The 19,583-nt window shown below is 44.8% G+C and carries 18 protein-coding genes; 14 read left to right on the forward strand and 4 right to left on the reverse strand.

Going from position 1 to position 19,583, the window contains the following annotated elements; genetic code table 11:
* Positions 1-255 precede the first annotated feature (255 nt).
* From AS030_RS11170 to cyoD, 4 genes are read left to right on the forward strand one after another with little or no spacing between them, the layout of a single operon-like run.
* On the forward strand, positions 256-1,173 hold the full coding sequence (locus tag AS030_RS11170; RefSeq protein WP_061971934.1) for a ubiquinol oxidase subunit II: 918 nt from the start codon (positions 256-258) through the stop codon (positions 1,171-1,173).
* 21 nt (positions 1,174-1,194) lie between these two features.
* Positions 1,195-3,153, forward strand: a complete 1,959-nt coding sequence (locus AS030_RS11175) for a cbb3-type cytochrome c oxidase subunit I (protein ID WP_061971935.1) — start codon at positions 1,195-1,197, stop codon at positions 3,151-3,153.
* Positions 3,153-3,752 carry a cytochrome o ubiquinol oxidase subunit III gene (gene cyoC, locus AS030_RS11180; protein ID WP_061971936.1) on the forward strand — a complete coding sequence of 200 codons (600 nt, stop codon included), beginning with the start codon at positions 3,153-3,155 and terminating at the stop codon, positions 3,750-3,752. Before AS030_RS11175 ends, cyoC begins: the two co-directional genes overlap by 1 nt.
* Positions 3,753-4,058 (forward strand): cytochrome o ubiquinol oxidase subunit IV, encoded by a 306-nt coding sequence (cyoD, locus tag AS030_RS11185; RefSeq protein WP_061971937.1) that lies wholly within the window; start codon positions 3,753-3,755, stop codon positions 4,056-4,058.
* Here the strand turns inward: cyoD and AS030_RS11190 are convergent.
* Entirely contained in the window at positions 4,039-5,007 is a 969-nt protein-coding gene (locus AS030_RS11190) for a nuclease-related domain-containing protein (protein WP_061971938.1), read from the reverse strand. The genes cyoD and AS030_RS11190 overlap by 20 nt on opposite strands.
* A 400-nt stretch (positions 5,008-5,407) precedes the next feature.
* On the opposite strand from AS030_RS11190, the gene AS030_RS11195 reads away from it, so the two are divergent.
* The 4 genes from AS030_RS11195 to AS030_RS11210 all read left to right on the forward strand — a co-directional run bounded on the left by AS030_RS11195 (position 5,408) and on the right by AS030_RS11210 (position 9,694).
* Positions 5,408-6,712 carry a murein hydrolase activator EnvC family protein gene (locus AS030_RS11195; protein ID WP_061971939.1) on the forward strand — a complete coding sequence of 435 codons (1,305 nt, stop codon included), beginning with the start codon at positions 5,408-5,410 and terminating at the stop codon, positions 6,710-6,712.
* 72 nt (positions 6,713-6,784) lie between these two features.
* On the forward strand, positions 6,785-7,828 hold the full coding sequence (locus AS030_RS11200) for a hypothetical protein (protein ID WP_061971940.1): 1,044 nt from the start codon (positions 6,785-6,787) through the stop codon (positions 7,826-7,828).
* 299 nt (positions 7,829-8,127) lie between these two features.
* Positions 8,128-9,114, forward strand: a complete 987-nt coding sequence (locus tag AS030_RS11205; protein ID WP_061971941.1) for a methylated-DNA--[protein]-cysteine S-methyltransferase — start codon at positions 8,128-8,130, stop codon at positions 9,112-9,114.
* Between the two features lie 22 nt (positions 9,115-9,136).
* A complete protein-coding gene (locus AS030_RS11210) occupies positions 9,137-9,694 on the forward strand; it encodes a bifunctional transcriptional activator/DNA repair enzyme AdaA (protein ID WP_061971942.1) in 558 nt (185 codons plus the stop codon).
* Between the two features lie 46 nt (positions 9,695-9,740).
* Here the strand turns inward: AS030_RS11210 and AS030_RS11215 are convergent, their stop codons facing one another.
* Positions 9,741-10,850 (reverse strand): citrate synthase/methylcitrate synthase, encoded by a 1,110-nt coding sequence (locus AS030_RS11215; RefSeq protein WP_061971943.1) that lies wholly within the window; start codon positions 10,848-10,850, stop codon positions 9,741-9,743.
* A gap of 111 nt (positions 10,851-10,961) precedes the next feature.
* Here AS030_RS11215 and AS030_RS11220 point away from each other — a divergent pair, with 111 nt between their 5' ends.
* Entirely contained in the window at positions 10,962-11,840 is an 879-nt protein-coding gene (locus AS030_RS11220) for a LysR family transcriptional regulator (RefSeq protein ID WP_061971944.1), read from the forward strand.
* Positions 11,841-11,859: 19 nt separating this feature from the next.
* Entirely contained in the window at positions 11,860-12,183 is a 324-nt protein-coding gene (cccB, locus tag AS030_RS11225; RefSeq protein ID WP_061971945.1) for a cytochrome c551, read from the forward strand.
* A gap of 142 nt (positions 12,184-12,325) precedes the next feature.
* On the opposite strand, the gene cls is transcribed toward cccB, so the two are convergent.
* Positions 12,326-13,774, reverse strand: coding sequence for a cardiolipin synthase (gene cls / locus AS030_RS11230; protein ID WP_061972898.1), 1,449 nt, complete (start codon positions 13,772-13,774; stop codon positions 12,326-12,328).
* Between the two features lie 392 nt (positions 13,775-14,166).
* On the opposite strand from cls, the gene AS030_RS11235 reads away from it, so the two are divergent.
* From AS030_RS11235 to AS030_RS11250, 4 genes are all read left to right on the forward strand, one after another.
* Positions 14,167-15,375: a quaternary amine ABC transporter ATP-binding protein gene (locus tag AS030_RS11235; protein WP_061971946.1), complete on the forward strand. Its 1,209-nt coding sequence runs from the start codon at positions 14,167-14,169 to the stop codon at positions 15,373-15,375.
* A complete protein-coding gene (locus tag AS030_RS24565) occupies positions 15,372-17,114 on the forward strand; it encodes a glycine betaine ABC transporter substrate-binding protein (RefSeq protein ID WP_061971947.1) in 1,743 nt (580 codons plus the stop codon). The genes AS030_RS11235 and AS030_RS24565 overlap by 4 nt, the downstream gene beginning before the upstream one ends.
* 114 nt (positions 17,115-17,228) lie before the next feature.
* A complete protein-coding gene (locus tag AS030_RS11245) occupies positions 17,229-17,453 on the forward strand; it encodes a YuzF family protein (RefSeq protein WP_061971948.1) in 225 nt (74 codons plus the stop codon).
* A gap of 57 nt (positions 17,454-17,510) precedes the next feature.
* Entirely contained in the window at positions 17,511-18,401 is an 891-nt protein-coding gene (locus AS030_RS11250) for a manganese catalase family protein (protein ID WP_061971949.1), read from the forward strand.
* A 35-nt stretch (positions 18,402-18,436) separates the two neighbouring features.
* Here the strand turns inward: AS030_RS11250 and AS030_RS11255 are convergent, their stop codons facing one another.
* Positions 18,437-19,366: a metal ABC transporter solute-binding protein, Zn/Mn family gene (locus AS030_RS11255; protein ID WP_061971950.1), complete on the reverse strand. Its 930-nt coding sequence runs from the start codon at positions 19,364-19,366 to the stop codon at positions 18,437-18,439.
* Between the last annotated feature and the right edge of the window lie 217 nt (positions 19,367-19,583).

Consider the following 19,583-nt stretch of genomic DNA (forward strand, 5'->3'; position numbering starts at 1 on the left):
CTTCTTTCCCTCATGACATGATTACATTAGGCTATGCGAATGCCCATATAACGTGAATACTTAATCGACCTGCCTGCATCACGGGCAGGCTTTTTTCATTTCGTTTGTCCACTTTGTGACAATCCGCACACAACAAATAAAAACAGCCTGGAACAGTGACATTTATCACATATGAGATAAGCCCTATCGTTATAGCATGAGATAGTACTTATTTCACATAAGAGAAAACGTAAATAGAAGAAAGGAGAGGTTCATATGAGCAAGCGATTTTCATCCGGCCGCCTTTGGAGGGTAGCCGTTCTGGCGGCAGGTCTGCTGGTGTTTTTGTCCGGTTGTGACCGGCGCTATCTGATCTTCAATCCATCCGGCCCGGTGGCGGAAAAGGAACTACATTTGATTATTTTATCAGCAGTGCTTTGTGCTGTTGTGGTCATTCCAGTGTTGGGGCTGCTTATCTTTATCATTTATCGGTACCGCGATAAACCGGGCAATAAAGCTCCTTATACGCCGGAGTGGAATGACAGCAAAATATTAGAATTTGTCTGGTGGGGAGTTCCGATTATTATTATTGGTATTTTGGGTGTGTACACGGCAAAAACTACCTACTCCCTTGTAAGGCCGCCGGTGGAGGATGTGAAGCCGATCACCATTCAGGTAACTTCTCTTGATTGGAAGTGGCTGTTTCAATACCCGGACCAAAAAATTGCTACCGTTAACTATGTCGAAATCCCAGCCGGTGTTCCGGTCCAGTTTCATTTAACGTCGGATCAGATGATGAACTCGTTCTGGGTACCTGAGCTTGGCGGTCAGGAATACACCATGCCGGGTATGGCGATGAGGCTTTGGCTTCAGGCGGATCAACCGGGAACCTATTACGGCTCCGGTGCCAACTTTACCGGAAAAGGCTTTGCACACATGAAGTTTAAGGTGGTAGCCAAACCACAGGCTAGATTTAATCATTGGGCCAAACAGGTGAAAAAGACCGCTCCTGTACTGACTGAAGCAAAATATCAGCAGCTTGTCCAAAAAGGCCTGGCGGAAAAGCAAACCTACTCTTCATATCCCGAGAAGTTATTTCTCGACACGATCGACCGCAATGGAGGCAAATACATGAAGCCAGGAATGAAACACGGCGGACACGACATGTCGATGATGGACAACGATAACGAATAGAAACGACAGGGGGAAGAACAAGTGGGAGAAAAAGCGAAAGGATTTTTTGTAACGGGTGACCCGCTTATCTATGGCGCAGATGTATCCATAATCATCACGCTGCTTGGCATTCTTATTTTTCTGACGTATTTCAAAAAATGGGGCTGGCTGTGGCGCGAATGGCTCACAACTGTCGATCATAAAAAAATCGGAATTATGTACCTGGTGTCGTCCTTGCTCATGCTGTTCAGGGGAGGGGTGGATGCCCTCCTGATGAGGATGCAGCTTGCGATGCCGAACACTCATTTTCTGCAATCGCAGCACTACAATGAAATTTTCACCACACACGGAACGATCATGATTCTTTTCATGGCGATGCCGTTCATGTTTGCACTTTTTAACATTGTTATTCCGCTGCAAATCGGAGCCAGGGACGTGGCGTATCCGTTCCTGAATGCGATGAGCTTCTGGCTGTTCTTTTTCGGCGCATTGCTCTTTAACTTGTCCTTTGTGATTGGCGGATCTCCGGACGCAGGCTGGCTCAGCTATCCTCCGCTTTCCGAATTGGCCGGAAGCCCCGGCCCGGGACAGAACTTTTATATCTGGGGAATTCAAATTTCCGGAATCGGCAGCCTGGCGACCGGCATCAACTTCCTCGTGACCATTTTAAAAATGCGCGCACCCGGAATGAAATTGATGCAGATGCCGCTGTTCACATGGTCGGTTCTTTCCAGCTGCATCACCATCATCTTTGCCTTCCCGGTATTGACAGTAACACTCGCTTTGTTGTTTGTTGACCGCTTTTTCGGTGCTCATATCTTTACAGCTACAGGCGGCGGAAATCCGATGATGTATGTCAACCTGATCTGGATGTGGGGACATCCGGAAGTGTATATCGTTGTCCTCCCGGCGTTTGGCATTTATTCCGAGATCGTCAGCACGTTCTCCAAAAAGAAAATCTTTGGCTACAAATCGATGGTTTTTTCCATGATGATCATCTCTGTACTCGGTTATTTCACCTGGGTCCACCACTTTTTCACCATGGGGGCTGGAGCCGATGTAAATACGTTCTTTGCGATCACAACGATGGCAATCGGTATTCCGACAGGGGTTAAGATATTCAACTGGCTGTTCACCATGTTCCGGGGACGAATCACGATGACGCAGCCCATGCTCTGGACGCTCGCATTTATTCCGTGTTTTCTCGTCGGCGGAGCAACCGGTGTGATGCTTGCGGCAGCGCCTGCAGATTACCAGTACCATAACAGCTACTTCCTGATTGCCCACTTCCACCAGACGCTGATTGGCGGTGTCGTTTTCGGATATTTGGCCGGACTTTATTATTGGTGGCCGAAAATGTTCGGGTTCAAACTGAACGACCGCATTGGAAAATGGGCTTTCTGGACATGGAACATCGGCTTTTATGTATGCTTTATGCCGCAATATGCCCTTGGATTCATGGGTATGACCCGCCGCGTATACACGTACGGCTGGGATATGGGCTGGGCGCCGTATAACATGGTGTCAACTGTTGGTGCCTTTCTGATGGGAATCGGATTTGTCTTTCAGGTGTGGCAGATTCTCTACAGCATCAAGCATGGTGAGCGGGATCTGACAGGCGATCCATGGAACGGCCGGACACTGGAATGGTCGATCCTGTCGCCTGCGCCACACTATAACTTTGCCCATCTTCCTGCAGTGAAAAGTGACGATGCCTGGTGGGACATGAAAAATCACAGATATGGAGCTGCCGTTCAGGACAACATCAAAGAATATACACCGATTCATATGCCGAAAAACTCAGGGATTCCGTTTCTGATGTCGGCATGCTGGTTTGTGGCCGGATTCGGACTTACGTTCGAGTGGATTTGGATGGGAGTTGCCGGGCTTGCAGGAGTTGGTATTTGTTTGCTGGCCCGTTCCTTCCAGAGAAACACGGATTACTACATTCCTGTAGATGAAATCAAACGGACAGAGGCATCTTTAGGGAGGGTTGTGTGATGGCACAATCAGCTATCTCAGTGGATGCTCATCACGAGCACCAGCACGATACGTTTAAACTGCTTGGATTTTGGATTTTTCTCGTGACTGACTGTATTATTTTCGCTTGTTTGTTCGCCGTATACGCCGTTTTGCGGACACATACGGACGGCGATTTAACCGGACGGGAGCTGTTCGAGGTGAAGGGATTCACCGCAGAGACCTTTATTCTGCTCGCGAGCAGCTTTACGAGCGGTCTTGCCTCACTCGCCATGCATAAAGGCAGCAAAAAGCAGCTCCTTGGCTGGCTTGCGGTTACCGTTTTGCTCGGGTTGTCATTTGTAGGACTTGAGATCACAGAGTTTGCCAATATGGCGTCCGAAGGGGCAAAAATCACAACGAACGGGTTTCTCTCTTCCTTTTTCACACTGGTCGGTACGCACGGCCTTCATGTATCCTTTGGTTTGATCTGGATGATCGGTGTGATGGTGCAGATTGGCCGGCATGACATTGACTCGCTGACTAAAGAAAAGGTCACCATCGTCGGACTGTACTGGCACTTTCTCGATGTGGTCTGGATCTTCATCTTTACCGTCGTCTATTTGCTGGGGGTGATGTAAATGGGCAGTCATGAAAACCACGGTTCAGCCAAAACGTATATTCTCGGATTTTTGTTTTCGCTGCTTCTAACGGCCATTCCGCTGTGGCTCGTGATCCAGCACGTGATGAACAAAACGGCGCTGACCGTTTCAATATTGTTGATCGCCGTGCTTCAATTGATCATCCAATTCTTCTTTTTCATGCACATCAGGGAGGGTGAGAAGCCAAGGTTTCATGTCATGGCACTCGTTCTCGGAGCGGTCATGGTGTTCACCATTGTCGCCGGATCCATCTGGATCATGACCTTCAACTCTCAAGTTCACTAAGGTGATAGACCGTCCCCTTGGTGGAGCCGGAGGTTGGGAGGTTTAGGGCGGTGAGGAGATTAGTAGTCGCTGTTCTTGAAGAAAGGTGGAGGAAGTCTCTGCATTGTTTATTATTGATCGTTTCTTGAAATAAGTAGTAATAGTCTTTTAAAGAGGGAATGTGGGCACTGTTTGAAGAGTGATAGCAGACATTGCAAATCCACTTTCCTCTTTTCCATTGCATGGGGATAGAGTTGCATTTTGGACAATAAACACCTTTGAGAAGGTCTGTGTGGGAAACAGCAAATCGAGTTTGAGGATTTATTGATTCGGGTGTGTGTTGTTGCAGGAAGTATTTTGTAAGCTTCTTTAGTTGTCTATTAGTTAGTACTTCTTTAAGATGGACACTGTCGAAGTGCTCAATATTTTTAGTGAGTACAGAACTCCTTGTGATAAATTTTCTTATGCTCGCACTGCTTTTAGTGTGTACAATCGTTCGTGGACTGCTGATCACAATTAGAGTTTCGATGGGAAGCTGAGGTAAATGCTTCTGTTCCAGCCACTGTGACAATTGCTCTCTTTGTCGTTGTATTTGTAAAACAGGGTCAGCAAATCCTTCTTCAACACCATCTTGAATGCGAATCAGTTGATGAAAGTTCTGATCAAACAATAGAGCTCCCGAGATATTCTTTACTTCAAGGATTAAGAAATAATAGCGTGTTAGAAGGAGAAGGTCAAGCTGAAAAAAGCCGTTGTTACCAGGAAGACGCAGATCATGGAAGATAAAGTGTTTTTTCAGAGGAAGATTCATTAAATAGTAGTCTAGAGAGAGTTCGCCCCGATAGCCTGCAAGGCGCTGAGCCAGTTCTTTTTCAAGTTGGGGGCGTTTGATATGGTTATGTGGCAGCCTGCGTGTTAATGCTTCCAATTTTTTAATAGTAGAAGGGACTAATAATGGTTTGACGATCATAGCAACACTCCTTTTCTCAAAGATTCCTCTTTTCTGTAGATAAATCCTGCTTAAAAAGAATCCAATGATAAGCCAAATTGGTGAATTGCACGAAATTTGTTTGGAATTGCACGAAAAACCAATTAATTGCACGAAATGTAGGATTAATTGCACGAAACTCTGATTAATTGCTTATTACTGGATTTTCACACAACTACCTCATCTCACTCACACCCCCAACAACCAAAAAAACTGTAAATCACCTCCGATAGCTTACAGTTTTTGTCCCATAACCGCGAACTTTGTAACATATTGAAATATAGATGTAATATAACTGTCCAAAAAGTTCAGTTTGTTAATGATATAATTACGGATGGGAATTAACGTGGGTTGTAGGAGTAAGGTTAAGGAGGAAATGTAATTGAAGCAAAGAGTTTTAAAGGCTTTTTTATCACTTAGCATCGGCTTTAGCGTTTTTACATACACTTCAGCGCATGCGCAATCCTTAAGTGATATACATAAGAAACAAGCCGAAAATGACACGAAAAAGCAGAAAAAGAATGCAGAAATCAAGGAAGTTCAGGGACAACAGGATCAGGTGGTCCAGGAACTTGAAAAGATCGAATCAAATCTCGAGCAAACAAAGAAAGATATCGAGACGAAAAAAACAGAAATTGATGATACGAAAAAAGAGATTGATAGACTGAAAGATGAGATTGCCAAGATTCAAAAGCGAATTGAAGAGCGGGACGCGCTTTTGAAAGAGCGTGTACGTTCCATGTATGAGAGCGGAGGCGCTGTAAAGTACCTGGAAGTGGTTCTGGGTTCACAAAACTTTGGTGATTTTCTTGATCGATTGATCTCATTGAATATGATTGCTGAATCGGATAAAGCTCTTCTTGAAGAACAGAAGCGAGATAAAGCCAAAGTAGAAGAAAATAAAAAAGATGTGGAACAAAAACTGGAATCACTCAATGCGAAGCTCCAGGAGCTTAATGGACTAAATGACAAGCTAAAAGCTCAAAAAGAGGCGAAAGACAGATTGTCTGCTTCCTTGAAGAAAAAAGAGACTCATCTTCATGAAGATGTGACAAGCATCGAAGAGAAGAATGACATTCTAGCGGCTCAGGAAAAAGCGATTAAAGAAGAAATCGCAAGAGCCAAGCGCGAAGCAGAACAGCGTAAGCGTGAAGAAGCTGCACGCAAAGCAGCAGCAGAAAAGGCCGCTCAAAAACAGGCAGCGGAAAAACGTGTGGCTGAAAAAGAAAACCGGCAGGCACCAGCACCGGCGCCTGCTCCAAAACAAAGCACGCCACATGTTTCAGCAAACTTCATCTGGCCTGCTAATGGCTATGTTTCATCTCCGTTTGGAACACGTTTTGGAGGAAGTGACTTCCACCCTGGCATCGATATTGCAGAAGCAGGAGCCGGGAATCCAATCGTAGCAGCAGCTGATGGTACAGTGGCACGTTCTTACCTGTCTTCTTCTTACGGAAATTGTGTGTTTGTTTCATCCTACATTGACGGACAGCTTTACACTACCGTTTATGCACATATGAGCGAGCGCATGGTCAGCACCGGACAAACTGTAAAACAAGGCCAGCGGCTTGGAACCATGGGGAATACTGGACACTCTACTGGTCAGCATCTTCATTTCGAACTTCATAAAGGACAATGGAATTACGCGAAATCCAACGCGGTTAATCCAGTTCCATATTTGCATTAATCCACAACACGAGGGAAGCAGGAGACAACTCCAGCTTCCCTTTTTTAATCTGGTAAAAAAGAGGTGAGAAGGGTGAAGGTTGGTGAGGCAAGGAAAAATGGTGCCGAATGGACTAATAATTTTGCGGAGTCGAGCGATTGGGTGCTCGGTGCTTATTTTAGCGGCTCCACGATTGAAATGGACAATGATGAAAATCTCCCCGTGGGTTCGGATGTAGATATTGTTGTGGTTACCACCCTCCAAGATCCGCCTATGAAACTCGGAAAATTTCTCTATAAAGAAACACTGCTGGAAGTGACCTATCTTTCGCAGGAACAGCTTTCTTCTCCGGAAAAGGTCCTCTCTTCGTATCATCTTGTGGGGAGTTTCCGGGTTGATACGATTTTTTATGACCCCGACAACGTTTTGCAAAACTTGCAGCGTGTGGTTTCGACAAAGTTTGCTCAAAAAAAGTGGGTGCTCACACGATGCGAGGATGCGAGAAAACGAGTGGAAACGGGTTTGAATTCTATCGGTTCTAAAGTGCCGTTGCACGAACAGGTGATGAGCTTTCTCTTTGGTTCAGGGGTAACGACTCACATTCTTTTGGTTGCCGCGCTCCGCAATCCGACCATCCGGCTTCGTTTGGTCAAAGCGAAAGAAGTACTTGAAAATTACCGTCTAGAGGGATTTTATGAGGAGTTACTCGAACTTTTGGGATACAGCCATTTCACTCCAAAACGAGTGGAATATCATTTGAACAATCTCGAAAAAACATTCGATGTCACCGTTAATGAATCAAGGACACCCTTCTTTTTCAGTACAGATATTTCAAAGGACAGCCGGCCGATCGTAATGGAAGGGAGCAGGGAACTCATCAAAAAAGGCTTACACAGGGAAGCTTTCTTCTGGATTGCGGTAACATTTACACGCTGCCATACCATTTTGGCAGCCGATGCCGATGCAGATACACAATCCTCGCATCTCCCTGCCTTTCACGAGTTACTGAACGAGCTTGGACTATCATCTCATACAGATATCATAAAGAAGTCCCGGCAAGTCCTCGATTTTTTGCCAGGTGTTTGGGATACAGCCGAGAGGATCATTCACGAAAATCCTGAAATCATAGATAAGTAGGCATGCCTTTTATTGTAAATCACTCGTTAGAGCGATATTTAAATCATTGAAATTTGTCTATACTGAGAATGGCTTTATTATTACGAGATTCAGAGTGGCGCCTTTGCGAGCTGCAGCTGTATTTCTTAGCCTGATCTCACTTATTCTATCTGCCAGAAAACGAAAATGATTGAAAAGATCCGCATACCAGGCGGATCTTTTTTTTATATCACTCCGACCATAAGAGCAAGAATGAGGACGATTTACCGGGTTGGGGACTGTTAGAATAAGAGCAGAATAAGGAAGAGGTGAATGGCAAAATGAACATGAAGCTTCAGGACCGGTATGATTATATTGAACCCGGTGATCCAAAGCATGAAGCATTGTATGAAAGGATGCTGAAAAAGGAGGAGATGTCAGAGTATTATACCGGAGTAACAACGACAGGAATTGCCTGCCGTTTCGGGTGCAGTGCCGCTCCGCCTCAAAAGGATAACACGGTCTTCTCAAAAAGGCTGTTTGATCTCATTACTTTTGGCTTTCGTGAATGCAAGGTGTGCCGGCCTTTGACCTATGGGACGGAACGAGATGAGGTTGAAACGTTCGCTGAGCTGATCCTAAAGGCTGACCATCCGGAAAAATATTTAAAGCAGGTGTCTCCCGGGGATACATCATATCGTGCGGCGAAAAGGTGGTTTGAACAGAAACATGACGGTGACTTGCAGAAGTACATGTATGTTAAACGTGTGAACCATCTTTTAAAAAGTGAGAACAACCAGGACTCTGAATATACGAATATCATTACTTATCAAAGGTACTGGACGCCGATCGGAGTACTTATCGCCTGTTTTTATGAAGGAGAGTGCTGTCTGCTGGAATTTATGGACCGGCGTGCGCTTGAAACCGAACTTCTTTTTTTGAAGAGAAAGCTCAATGCCCATTTTAAAAAAAGAGCTGGCGGAGTAAGCCGGCAGCTGGGGAAAGAGCTGAAGGAGTATTTCACAGGCGAACGTCAAACGTTTACGGTTCCCGTTGCGAGCATCGGAACCGCTTTTCAGCTCCAAGCCTGGGATGCGTTGAAAGAAATTCCCTACGGGACCACACGCAGCTATAAAGGGCAGGCAGAGCATCTCGGACGTCCCACAGCCGTCCGGGCGGTTGCCAATGCGAACGGAAAGAATCGTATTTGTATCCTGATTCCGTGTCATCGGGTGATTGGGGACAACGGAGATCTTAGAGGATATGCCGGGGGATTGGACAGGAAACAGTTTCTTCTTGAACTTGAAAAAAGCAAAGGCTTACAATAAGAGGAAAAAGGGGGCAAAAGGGATGGACAGTCTGTCATTTAATGAAATGTGGGAAAAAATTATGGCGTGTGACAGTTCCTATGATGGGTTATTTTATACGGCTGTTAAAACGACAAAAATTTACTGCCGCCCTTCCTGCCGCTCTAGGAAACCGAAAAAGGTAAACGTAGAATTCTATGATACAAGGGCTGAAGCGATGAAAGCAGGATTTCGGGCGTGCAAAAGGTGCCAGCCGGATACCGGGCTCTCTCCGCAGGCTGAGCTTATCACCAGGGTGAAAGGCTATCTTGTCGATCACTTCAAAGAACCTCTCACCTTGCAGGACGTTGCCCAGCATGCGGGTGTCAGCCCGTTTTATCTGGAGCGGCAGTTTAAGGGATTGACAGGAGACACTCCCCGGACCTATTTGGAAAAGATCAGGCTGGATAAAGCGGTGTACCTGCTTACGCACACCTGTCTAACCAATCTCGAAATCTGCTATGAGGCAGGCTTTCAGAGTACTTCAAATTTCTATAAAGTCTTTCGAACAGCCCACAACTGTTCTCCAAGTGAGTTCAGGAGCATAAAAGAGGAAACATAAAAAAACACTTTCAATGGGAGCGAAAGTGTTCTTTTTATTTTTTAAATCAGTTCGTTTTTCCTGCTACACTGCGGTCAGGTCCTACATATACAGACTCCGGACGGAAGATCGTGTTGTCTTCGGCCTGCTCCAGCACATGTGCGCTCCATCCAACCATCCGGCTGGCGGTAAAGGTTGGGGTGAACAAATCAGGTTCCATCTGGATGGCTTTCATGATGGCGGCAGCATAAAATTCCACATTGGTATACAATGAACGGCCGGGTTTGTATTCTTTTAGCAGTTCAACTGCCATCCGCTCGGTTTCCAAAGCCAGGTCGAGCCATGGATCTTCACCCGCCGTTTGCAGCAAGCGTTCTTTTAAGGCGAGGGCCCGAGGATCGTGGGTTTTGTAAACGCGATGGCCGAATCCCATCAATTTTTCTCCGCTTGTTAATTTGTGTCTAAGCACCTTTTCAATATCGTTTGCCTCGGAGATTTCATTAAGAAGATCAATCACGCCCGATGGAGCTCCGCCGTGAAGTGGTCCCTTCATGGTTCCGATGGCGGATGTGGCTGCTGATACCAGATCAGATTCAGTGGAAGCTGTCACCCGCGCAGCAAAAGTAGAAGCGTTCATTCCGTGTTCCAGCGTCAGGATCATATAGGCTTCAAGCGCGTCCGCATGGGCTTTTAAAGGAAGAGAACCATAAAGCATGTAAAGATAGTTTTCAACATGACTCAAGTCGGGATCAGGAGATACCGGAGCGTTCCCTTCCAATGTGCGTTTGCGGTAAGCAATGATGGAAGGCACTTGTGCTGTCAATCGAATCGCTTGTCCAATGGTAGGCTTCCAGCTGTAATCGACTGTGCCTTCAGAAGAGACCGCTGTTCGGAGCACGCTCATCATGTCCATGTTTTTCGGAAGCCCGTCAATGAGTTTTTTCATTTCTGAAGAAAGCATGCGATGTTCGCTCAGTTCATTTTTTAAAGTGCAAAATTCATGGTCATCCGGCCATTTTCCGTACCATAAAAAATAGGCCGCTTTTTCAAAGGATGCTATTTTCATCACTTCACTGATCTCGAGTCCTCTGTATAAGAGAATGCCATTCTTTCCGTCTACCGAACTGATGGAAGTCTCCACAGCGACAACCCCTTTTAGTCCTTTTGCTGCATTCATTGTAAACCTCTCCTCCTTTTATTCTTTGATCCTATTGTATGATGGATATATAATTAAGAAAATTAAATCTTTCTAAATGAATTAATTAAGAAATATAATAAGGAGAAAATGATGGAGTTTAACTGGCTTTATACATTCATAACCGCAGCTGAGACAGGGAATTTTAGAAAAACGGCAGAGCTGCTTTATATATCGCAGCCTTCGGTCACTGTTCATATTAAGCAGCTGGAAAATGATATCGGGGTGTTACTCTTTCATCGGGAGGGAAAGAAAGTTAAACTGACGGAAGAGGGAAAACGATACTTGGATCATGCGAAAGAACTGATTGCTCTTTATGAAAACGGACTGGAGGATATGGCTACCTTCAGCCAGGGCTTCAGCAGCAAGCTGATTTTGGCCATTTCACCGCTTATTGCGGATACAATTTTGCCATTTGTGCTAAAACGTTACTTAAATCAACATCCGGAAACGGAAATAGAGGTTAAAATTATAGAGTCTGAGCAAATTGAACAAGCCGTTCTGAATGAAGAGGTGGATATCGGCTTGTCATGCCTGCCCACTGCCAATCCCGATCTGATCTGTGATCTTCTCTATACAGACAGGGTGATGTTTGTTTGTGCACATGATGGAAGGGACTTGGAATCAGCACCGCCACTGGATGAAAAAGAGATTTTGGAATCTCAGTATCTGCTGACACACAATCATCCGGGCTATTGGGGAGCCTTAACCAAGAGTATTAAAACCCGGTATCCGGGAGTGCGAATGATGAGAGTATCACAGGTGCATATTACAAAAAGATTTATTGTGGAAGGACTTGGTGTTTCCTTTTTGCCTGCTTCAACAGTCAGGAGGGAATTGCTGGAGGGAAGGATGCTGGAGGTGGACTGCCCCTCAATCCCGCTTCCCGAAGCTAACACCTATGCGCTCAGAAAATACGACCATCGAAAACAAAGGGAGTTCCTTTCCTTTGTAGCCGGCCACAGAATATAAAAAGGAGAGAAAACCAGATATGAAAAAGAAACTCGCGATGTTCAGTTTGGCGATGCTTCTACTTGCCGCATGCTCGTCCAACAATGCCGGCGAAAAGAAAAAGTATCATGAAGGACAAAATATGGAGGCGGCTGAGAGCGTCTATAAGCAAAATTGTGCCTCCTGCCATGGCAACAATTTGGAAGGCGGAACAGGTCCGTCCCTGGAGAAAATCGGAAGTAAATATTCCGAAAAAGAGATCATGAGCGTCATTCTGAGAGGAAGAAACGGCATGCCCGCAGGGATTTTAACCGGTGGGGACGCGAGGCTTGTTGCCGAATGGCTGAAAAAGGAGCATAAATAGGTTTTCCACAAAGAGACACAACAGCAAAAAAACCGCCAAGGCGGTTTACCACAGAGAGATACAACAAGCAAAAAACCGCCAAGGCGGTTTACCACAGAGAGATACAACAAGCAAAAAACCGCCAAGGCGGTTTTTTTGTTTTTTATAAGATAGGAGACAGGAGCCGGGAGATGGACTCCCGGAACCGGATCCAGCGGGATCGGTGCTGATATTCTTCCCAGGTCAGTTTACGGGACAGTTTGACATCCTCCTGGAAGGCATCGGTCAGCTGTTTCGCTACATCTTTATTATAGATAAAAGCATTAATCTCAAAATTCAGCTTCAGACTGCGGATATCGAAATTGGCTGTACCGACAGAGGAGATCTCATCATCTACTACGATAGATTTGGCATGGATAAAGCCGTTGTCGTAAATATACACGTTGGCTCCTGCTTTCAGCAAACCGCCGATATTGGACAGTGAGGCCCAATACACAAAAAGATGATCAGGCTTGTTGGGAATCATGATATTCACATTGACGCCGGAATGGCAGGCAATACGCAACGTGTCCAGCAAGCTCGCATCAGGAATAAAATAAGGTGTTTGTATGGTGATGGACTTTTTTGCCATCGAAATCATTTTGATATAGCCGTCCTTGATCTGCGGCCACTCCGATTCAGGCCCGCTTGTAACAATCTGCATGCCGACCGTTCCTTTGGCGTCTTCATTGGGGTACAATACCGGATCATAATCAATATCATGTCCGTACGACGCCTGGTTCCAATCAAGTATGAAGCGGGTTTGCATGGAAAGGACCGCTTTCCCCTGAATTCTCAGGTGGGTGTCACGCCAATTTCCAAATCTCGGACTGAGGCCAAGGTACTCATCCCCAATATTAAACCCGCCAACATACCCGATTTTTCCATCGATAATGACAATTTTACGATGATTGCGGTAGTTCATACGAAAATTAATAAAGGCAAATTTGCTTGGGAAAAAGACCTCCACTTCTCCTCCTGCTTTTCGAAGGTCGGCAAAGAAGTTTTTAGGAAGGGTTCTTGATCCGAGCTCATCATAAAGAACTCTGACTTTTACTCCCTGTTTGGCTTTTTCAATAAGAGCATCGCGAACTCTTCGGCCGAGATTGTCTTTTTTTATAATGTAATACTGCAGGTGGATATGGTTTTGTGCCTGATCAATATCATGAAGAAGGTTTTTAAACTTTTCTCCGCCTGTCGTATAAATATCTACAGAATTGTCGCTTGTAAATGGAGCTTCATTGTTTAGAAGCTGCATGTAGATTAAATCCTGGCTCGCCCGTTCCGGCTCACTGCTAAATTCAAACGAGCCATCCCGGATGTGGGTGATCTGTTTTTTTAACATCTGCTCCAGTCCAAGCTTTTTGCGGTCATCCCAATGGAAAAGCCGGTGCCTGTTCAAATTTTGGCCGAGCATTAGATATAGAAAGAAGCCGCCTAAAGGAATGAAAACAAGGACAAGGAGCCATGCCCAAGTGGAGCTGGCATCTCTTCGTTCCTTAAAAACGATGATGGCGGCAAGCAGTATATTTAAGATAGAAAAAAACATTAAAACGTAAGAAAATATGTGCATCGAAAATATTTGCATAGTTTCTCCTTACCTAACAGGATCGGTGTAAAAACCTAGATATTTACCATATCATATTCTTCAGACTTAGTCGTAATTCTTTACATATAAATAAGAGGAAACTCCTTCTTTTGCCACCTTCTATTATATATGAACCAGTATTTTTTTCCATTTATTAGGATATAAAGTCCCCTCAGAAGGAAGCATATAAGAGTATTTGGGAGGATAACTTAAGATATGTAAGTATATTATGGCTAATCCTAGGCATTCCTAATAGCACCTGTCACATACTTATATATCCTAGAATACATAATTTGGTGTAACAAGGAAACTTCTATACAATAAAAAAGTTACTGTTATTTGTTGTCGTATAATGTCGAAAGAACAGAGGTGATTAAATGGATGCAAAAGTCAGTGTAAAAAATGTAACGAAAATCTTCGGAAAATCTCCGAAAACAGCCGTACAATTATTAAAAAAAGGAAAATCCAAAAGAGAGATCCTTAAAGAAACAGGCAGTACGGTAGGAGTAAACAATGCATCGTTTGATATCTATCCCGGCGAGATCTTTGTGGTCATGGGGCTATCCGGAAGTGGTAAATCAACCCTGATCCGAATGCTTAACCGGCTGATCGATCCTTCAAGCGGTGAAATTTTGATTGATAATGAGGACATCGTTAAAATGCCTCCAGCGAAATTAAGAGAGGTACGCCGAAAAACCATCTCCATGGTATTTCAAAACTTCGCACTTTTCCCTCACAAAACCGTGCTTGAGAACACAGAATACGGATTGGAAATTCAAAACGTTTCCGCTTCAGAGCGAAATGAAAAAGCAATGAAATCCCTTGAGATTGTTGGATTAAAAGGGTTTGAAAACCAGTTTCCATCCCAGCTGAGCGGAGGTATGCAGCAGCGGGTCGGTCTGGCAAGAGCATTGGCGAGCGATACAGATATCCTTTTGATGGATGAAGCGTTCAGTGCACTGGATCCGCTTATCCGTAAAGATATGCAGGACGAGCTTCTTGAAATTCAAGACTCCATGCATAAAACCATCATTTTTATAACACACGATTTGGATGAGGCTCTTCGAATTGGCGACCGGATCGCCCTTATGAAGGATGGAAGCATTATTCAGATTGGAACTCCTGAAGAAATCATGATGAATCCTGCCAATGAATATGTAGAACGGTTTGTTGAAGATGTGGACTTATCACGTGTACTTACCGCTTCGCATGTTATGAAACGTGCAGAGAAGATCTCGCCGGACAGAGGACCGCGTGTGGCGCTCCAAATCATGAAAGATCAGGGATATTCCAGCATCTTTATCGTAGACCGCAAGCAGCGCCTGCTTGGAGCAGTTACTGCTGATGCAGCGTCCATGGCAGTAAAAGAGGGCAAAACGATAGAAGATGTAATGCATAAAGACGTGTTGACAGTAAAGGAAGACACATTGCTTTCCGATTTGTTTGAACCAATGACCAACACCCAAATTCCGCTTGCCGTCATAGATGAAGAAAAACGGCTGAAAGGAATTATTATTCGAGGTGCGGTCATCGGGGCACTCGCTGGAAACCGTGATGGGCTGAATGGAAAGGAGGATGACGAATGAATTTTCCGAAAATCCCTTTAGCACAATGGGTTGACCACTTAGTAGACTGGATTACCAGCACGTTTGACCCGCTTTTTAGTGCCGTTACAAGTTTTATTGAAGGACTGCTGGACAATCTTGTTAAGGTTCTTGATATCGGTCCTCCTATCCTGCTGATCTTGATCATTACACTTTTCGCGCTCTATACATGCCGATGGGGTGTAGCCATTTTTTCTTTGATCGGATTGTTATTGATCGATAACCTTGGGTATTGGGATGCGACAGTTCAAACGATCGCACTCGTGCTATCATCAGTCGTTCTTACGATTATTATTGGTATTCCGCTTGGAATCTGGGCATCCCAGAACGATACCGCGAAAAAAATCATTACTCCTATTTTGGACTTTATGCAGACGATGCCTGCATTTGTTTACTTAATTCCTTCGATCCTGTTTTTTGGAATCGGAGTCGTGCCTGGTATTCTGGCATCCGTTATTTTTGCGGTACCGCCAACCATCCGTCTGACGAACCTCGGAATTCGGGAAGTACCTGGCGACCTGATTGAAGCGTCAGAGGCATTTGGTTCAACCACAGGTCAAAAGCTGTTTAAAGTACAGCTCCCGCTTGCCGCTCCAACCATTTTGGCAGGGGTTAACCAAAGTATTATGCTGGCGTTATCCATGGTGGTTATCGCTTCACTAGTTGGTGCACCCGGACTGGGAGCTGAAGTGTACCGGGCTGTTACTCAGATTAAAGTGGGACAAGGTTTCGAAGCGGGTCTGTCTATCGTTATCATTGCGATTATTCTTGACCGTGTTTCACAAAACCTTCGTAAACCGCTTTTGGGCAACGTCATCAACAAGAAATGGGTGTATTCTGTTCTCGCAGCAGTTCTTGTGATTGCTTATGCAGTAACAGCATTGAGCCAAGCTGCTGTCACAAACCAAACAGGTTCTAAAAATGTCGGTGACCAGGTCAACTATGAAATTACAGGTATTGATCCTGGGGCAGGCCTAATGAAAGCCACTGAAAAAGGGATGACGGATTATGGCTTGAAAAACGAATGGACGCTGAAAGAAGGTTCATCCGCAGCGATGACTGCAGAATTGAAAAAGGCGTATGAAAAGAAAGAACCCATTATCGTTACCGGCTGGACACCGCACTGGATGTTCAGTAAATATGATCTGAAGTATTTGAAGGATCCTAAAGGTTCGTATGGTAAGGGTGAATCCATTCACACGCTAACCCGTAAAGGATTTAAACAGGACAATCCGGGCGCCTACAAAATTCTGGATCAGTTCTACTGGAAACCAGCCGATATGGAAAATGTGATGGTGAAAGTCCAGGATGGCGCAAAACCTGCAGATGCTGCAGCGGATTGGGTTAAATCACATAAAAGGCAAGTGGCGAAATGGACCAAAGGCGCACCAAAAGGCAACGGCAAAGAAGTCAGCCTTGTTTATGTAGCCTGGGAATCTGAAATTGCAAGTACGAACGTCATTGCCAAAGTACTCGAACAAGAGGGCTATAAAGTAAAACTTCAGCAAGTGGAAGCAGGCCCGATGTTTGCCGGTGTGGCAGGCGGGAGCGCTGATGCCATGGTTGCCGCCTGGCTGCCAACCACTCACAAGGATTACTACGACAAGTACAAAGGCAAGTTTGAGGATCTTGGACCAAACCTGAAAGGTACAAAGCTTGGTTTGACGGTTCCGAAGTACATGGACATTAATTCCATTGAAGATCTGAAAAAAAGCAAATAATTGATGGAGGAAGGACAGCCGCTTAGGCTGTCCTTTTTTTACTTGGACTAATGCATTTACTTCGCTAATAAATATATAAAGGAATACGCAAAAGCAGTGAATGGGGAGGCCAGCATGAATAACATCAATTGGGTTGTCAGTGATCCATATGTATTTCAAACCCTTCAGACTGTAATAGGTAAGGCTGTTGTTGTTCAAACGGAAAGGGGTTCTGTCCGGGGAACACTTAAACAGGTGGTACCGGATCATATTGTCGTGGAATCCGGAGGTAATTCGTTTTATATCCGAACCCAGCAAATCATCTGGGTAGTCCCGAATCCGCAGCTTGTTCCAGAGTAACTCAGCCATGAAAGAGATGGCGGCGAATCAAGCGGAAATCAGCGGAGGTGGAGCAACATGATGAAACGGGTCAATAAACTGGCAATTGAACTTCCAAGGCCGGAGCATGGAGATATGAACGGAGCTGCGGCCGTTCAGGAACTGCTCGGCGGGAAGTTTGGGGAAATGTCCACACTTAATAATTACATGTATCAATCGTTCAATTTTCGCGGGAAGAAAAAGTTCAAACCGTTTTATGATCTGGTGGCAAGCATAACAGCCGAAGAGTTTGGCCACGTGGAGCTCGTGGCAAGTGCAATCAATTTATTGTCATTCGGCAATACCTTTCCGGGCGATCCGGATATGACGCCTTTACAAAACGGCAAGGACGCACGTTATTCATTGCACTTTACCACGACCGCGCAGGCCGCCTATCCTGGGGATGGAATGGGCCGTCCATGGAATGGGGAATACGTAACCAACTCGGGTAATCTCGTGGCGGATCTGCTTCATAACTACCTGCTTGAAATTGGAGCCCGTACCCATAAAATGAGGGTGTACGAAATGACCGACCATCCGACAGCACGAACGATGATTGGCTACCTGCTCGTCCGCGGAGGGACGCATATTATTGCTTATGCAAAAGCCATTGAAGTGGCAACGGGTGTGGAGGTAGGAAAGATGCTCCCGGTACCGAGCCTTGATAACAACAAATTTGATTATGCGAAGCCATTCATGGACCAGGGACTCTATAATGTGCTTTATACATGGGGTGAACCGGAGTACCGGGACATCAGCAAGATCTGGAAAGGCAAGAACCCTGAAACCGGTCAGCAGTTAACGGTTATTGACGGCATGCCGGAAGGAGGAAAGGTGCCAGACTTTGAGGAACTGCCAGAAGAGTTTGCCCCAGGTATTGACCGGGACGATTATCAGCGCATTTTAAAGCGGCTGATGTCGAGTCTGTAAACGCAAAAACCCTGGCAAAGCTGCCAGGGTTTTGTTTATTGAAGAGCTTTCTTTAAAATGTCCAAGTTGCCTTTCATTAAGCTGATATAGTCTTTATCGCTGTCTTTTTTAGCTGGCGATTCAAGGTTGTGAAAGGACAGGGCTTCAGCACCGACTTCAGATTTTACTGTATCTGCTACACGGGGTTTCACGTTGTCCTCGAACAGTACATAGTTAATGTTATGTTTTTTAGAGAGCTCGATGATGGACTGCAGCTGTTTTTGTGTCGGCTCGTTGGAAGGAGAAAGACCGGAAATCGGAATCTGCTTTAAACCGTATCGTTTTTCCCAATAGCCGTATGCGGCATGGGAAACGAGAATCTCTTTTTTAGAGCTGTTCTGTATGGTTGTTTTGTAACTTTTGTCAAGCTTCATCAGCTCTGATTTTAATGCTGCATAATTCTTTTCATATTCATTTTTATGTTTGGGATCTTTTTTTATTAAAGCATCCTTAATATTTTCAGCCATTTTGACAGAGTGCACCGGATCGATGAAAACATGCGGATCGGTATCGCCGTGATTGTGTTCATGATCACTATCTTCACCTTCTGCGTGTTCTGCCTCAAGCCTTATTCCTTGTGTAGCTTTAATGACAGTCGTTTTATTTTGATCAAGTGTGTCAATCGCTTTATCGGCAAATCCCTCGAGACCAGCACCATTATAAATAAACAAATCCCCATCTGACAGTTCTGACATCGTTTGTATAGTTGGCTCGTAATCGTGGGGTTCCACGCCTGCAGGAACCACATTTTTAACCGCGACATATTTTCCCCCGATTTTACTTGCAAAATCCTTGAGAGGAAAAATGGTCGTATTTACTGTTAATTTATTAGGATCTTTATTCGAACTTGTTTCCTTTTGGCCGGAACAGGCAGCAAGAAGGAAGGAAAAAATAGAAAGCATCGCAATAAGTTTAAGATATTTCATTGAATAATCAGCCTCTCCGTACAATCTCTTTTCAAAATATATCGTAATCGTTACGATTTGTAAAGGCGTTTGTTTATTTAAATGGATTTGGAAAAGATGCCCACCATTTGTATAGTGGTATTCGGTAGAAATGATAACAAAAAACGTTTAAAAGCAGCTTCTTTGACAACTTTGTTTATCAAGAGTAAACTACAAAACGAAATGAGTACGATTTATG

Source organism: Fictibacillus enclensis (assembly GCF_001457035.1).
Lineage (GTDB): Bacteria > Bacillota > Bacilli > Bacillales > Fictibacillaceae > Fictibacillus_C > Fictibacillus_C enclensis.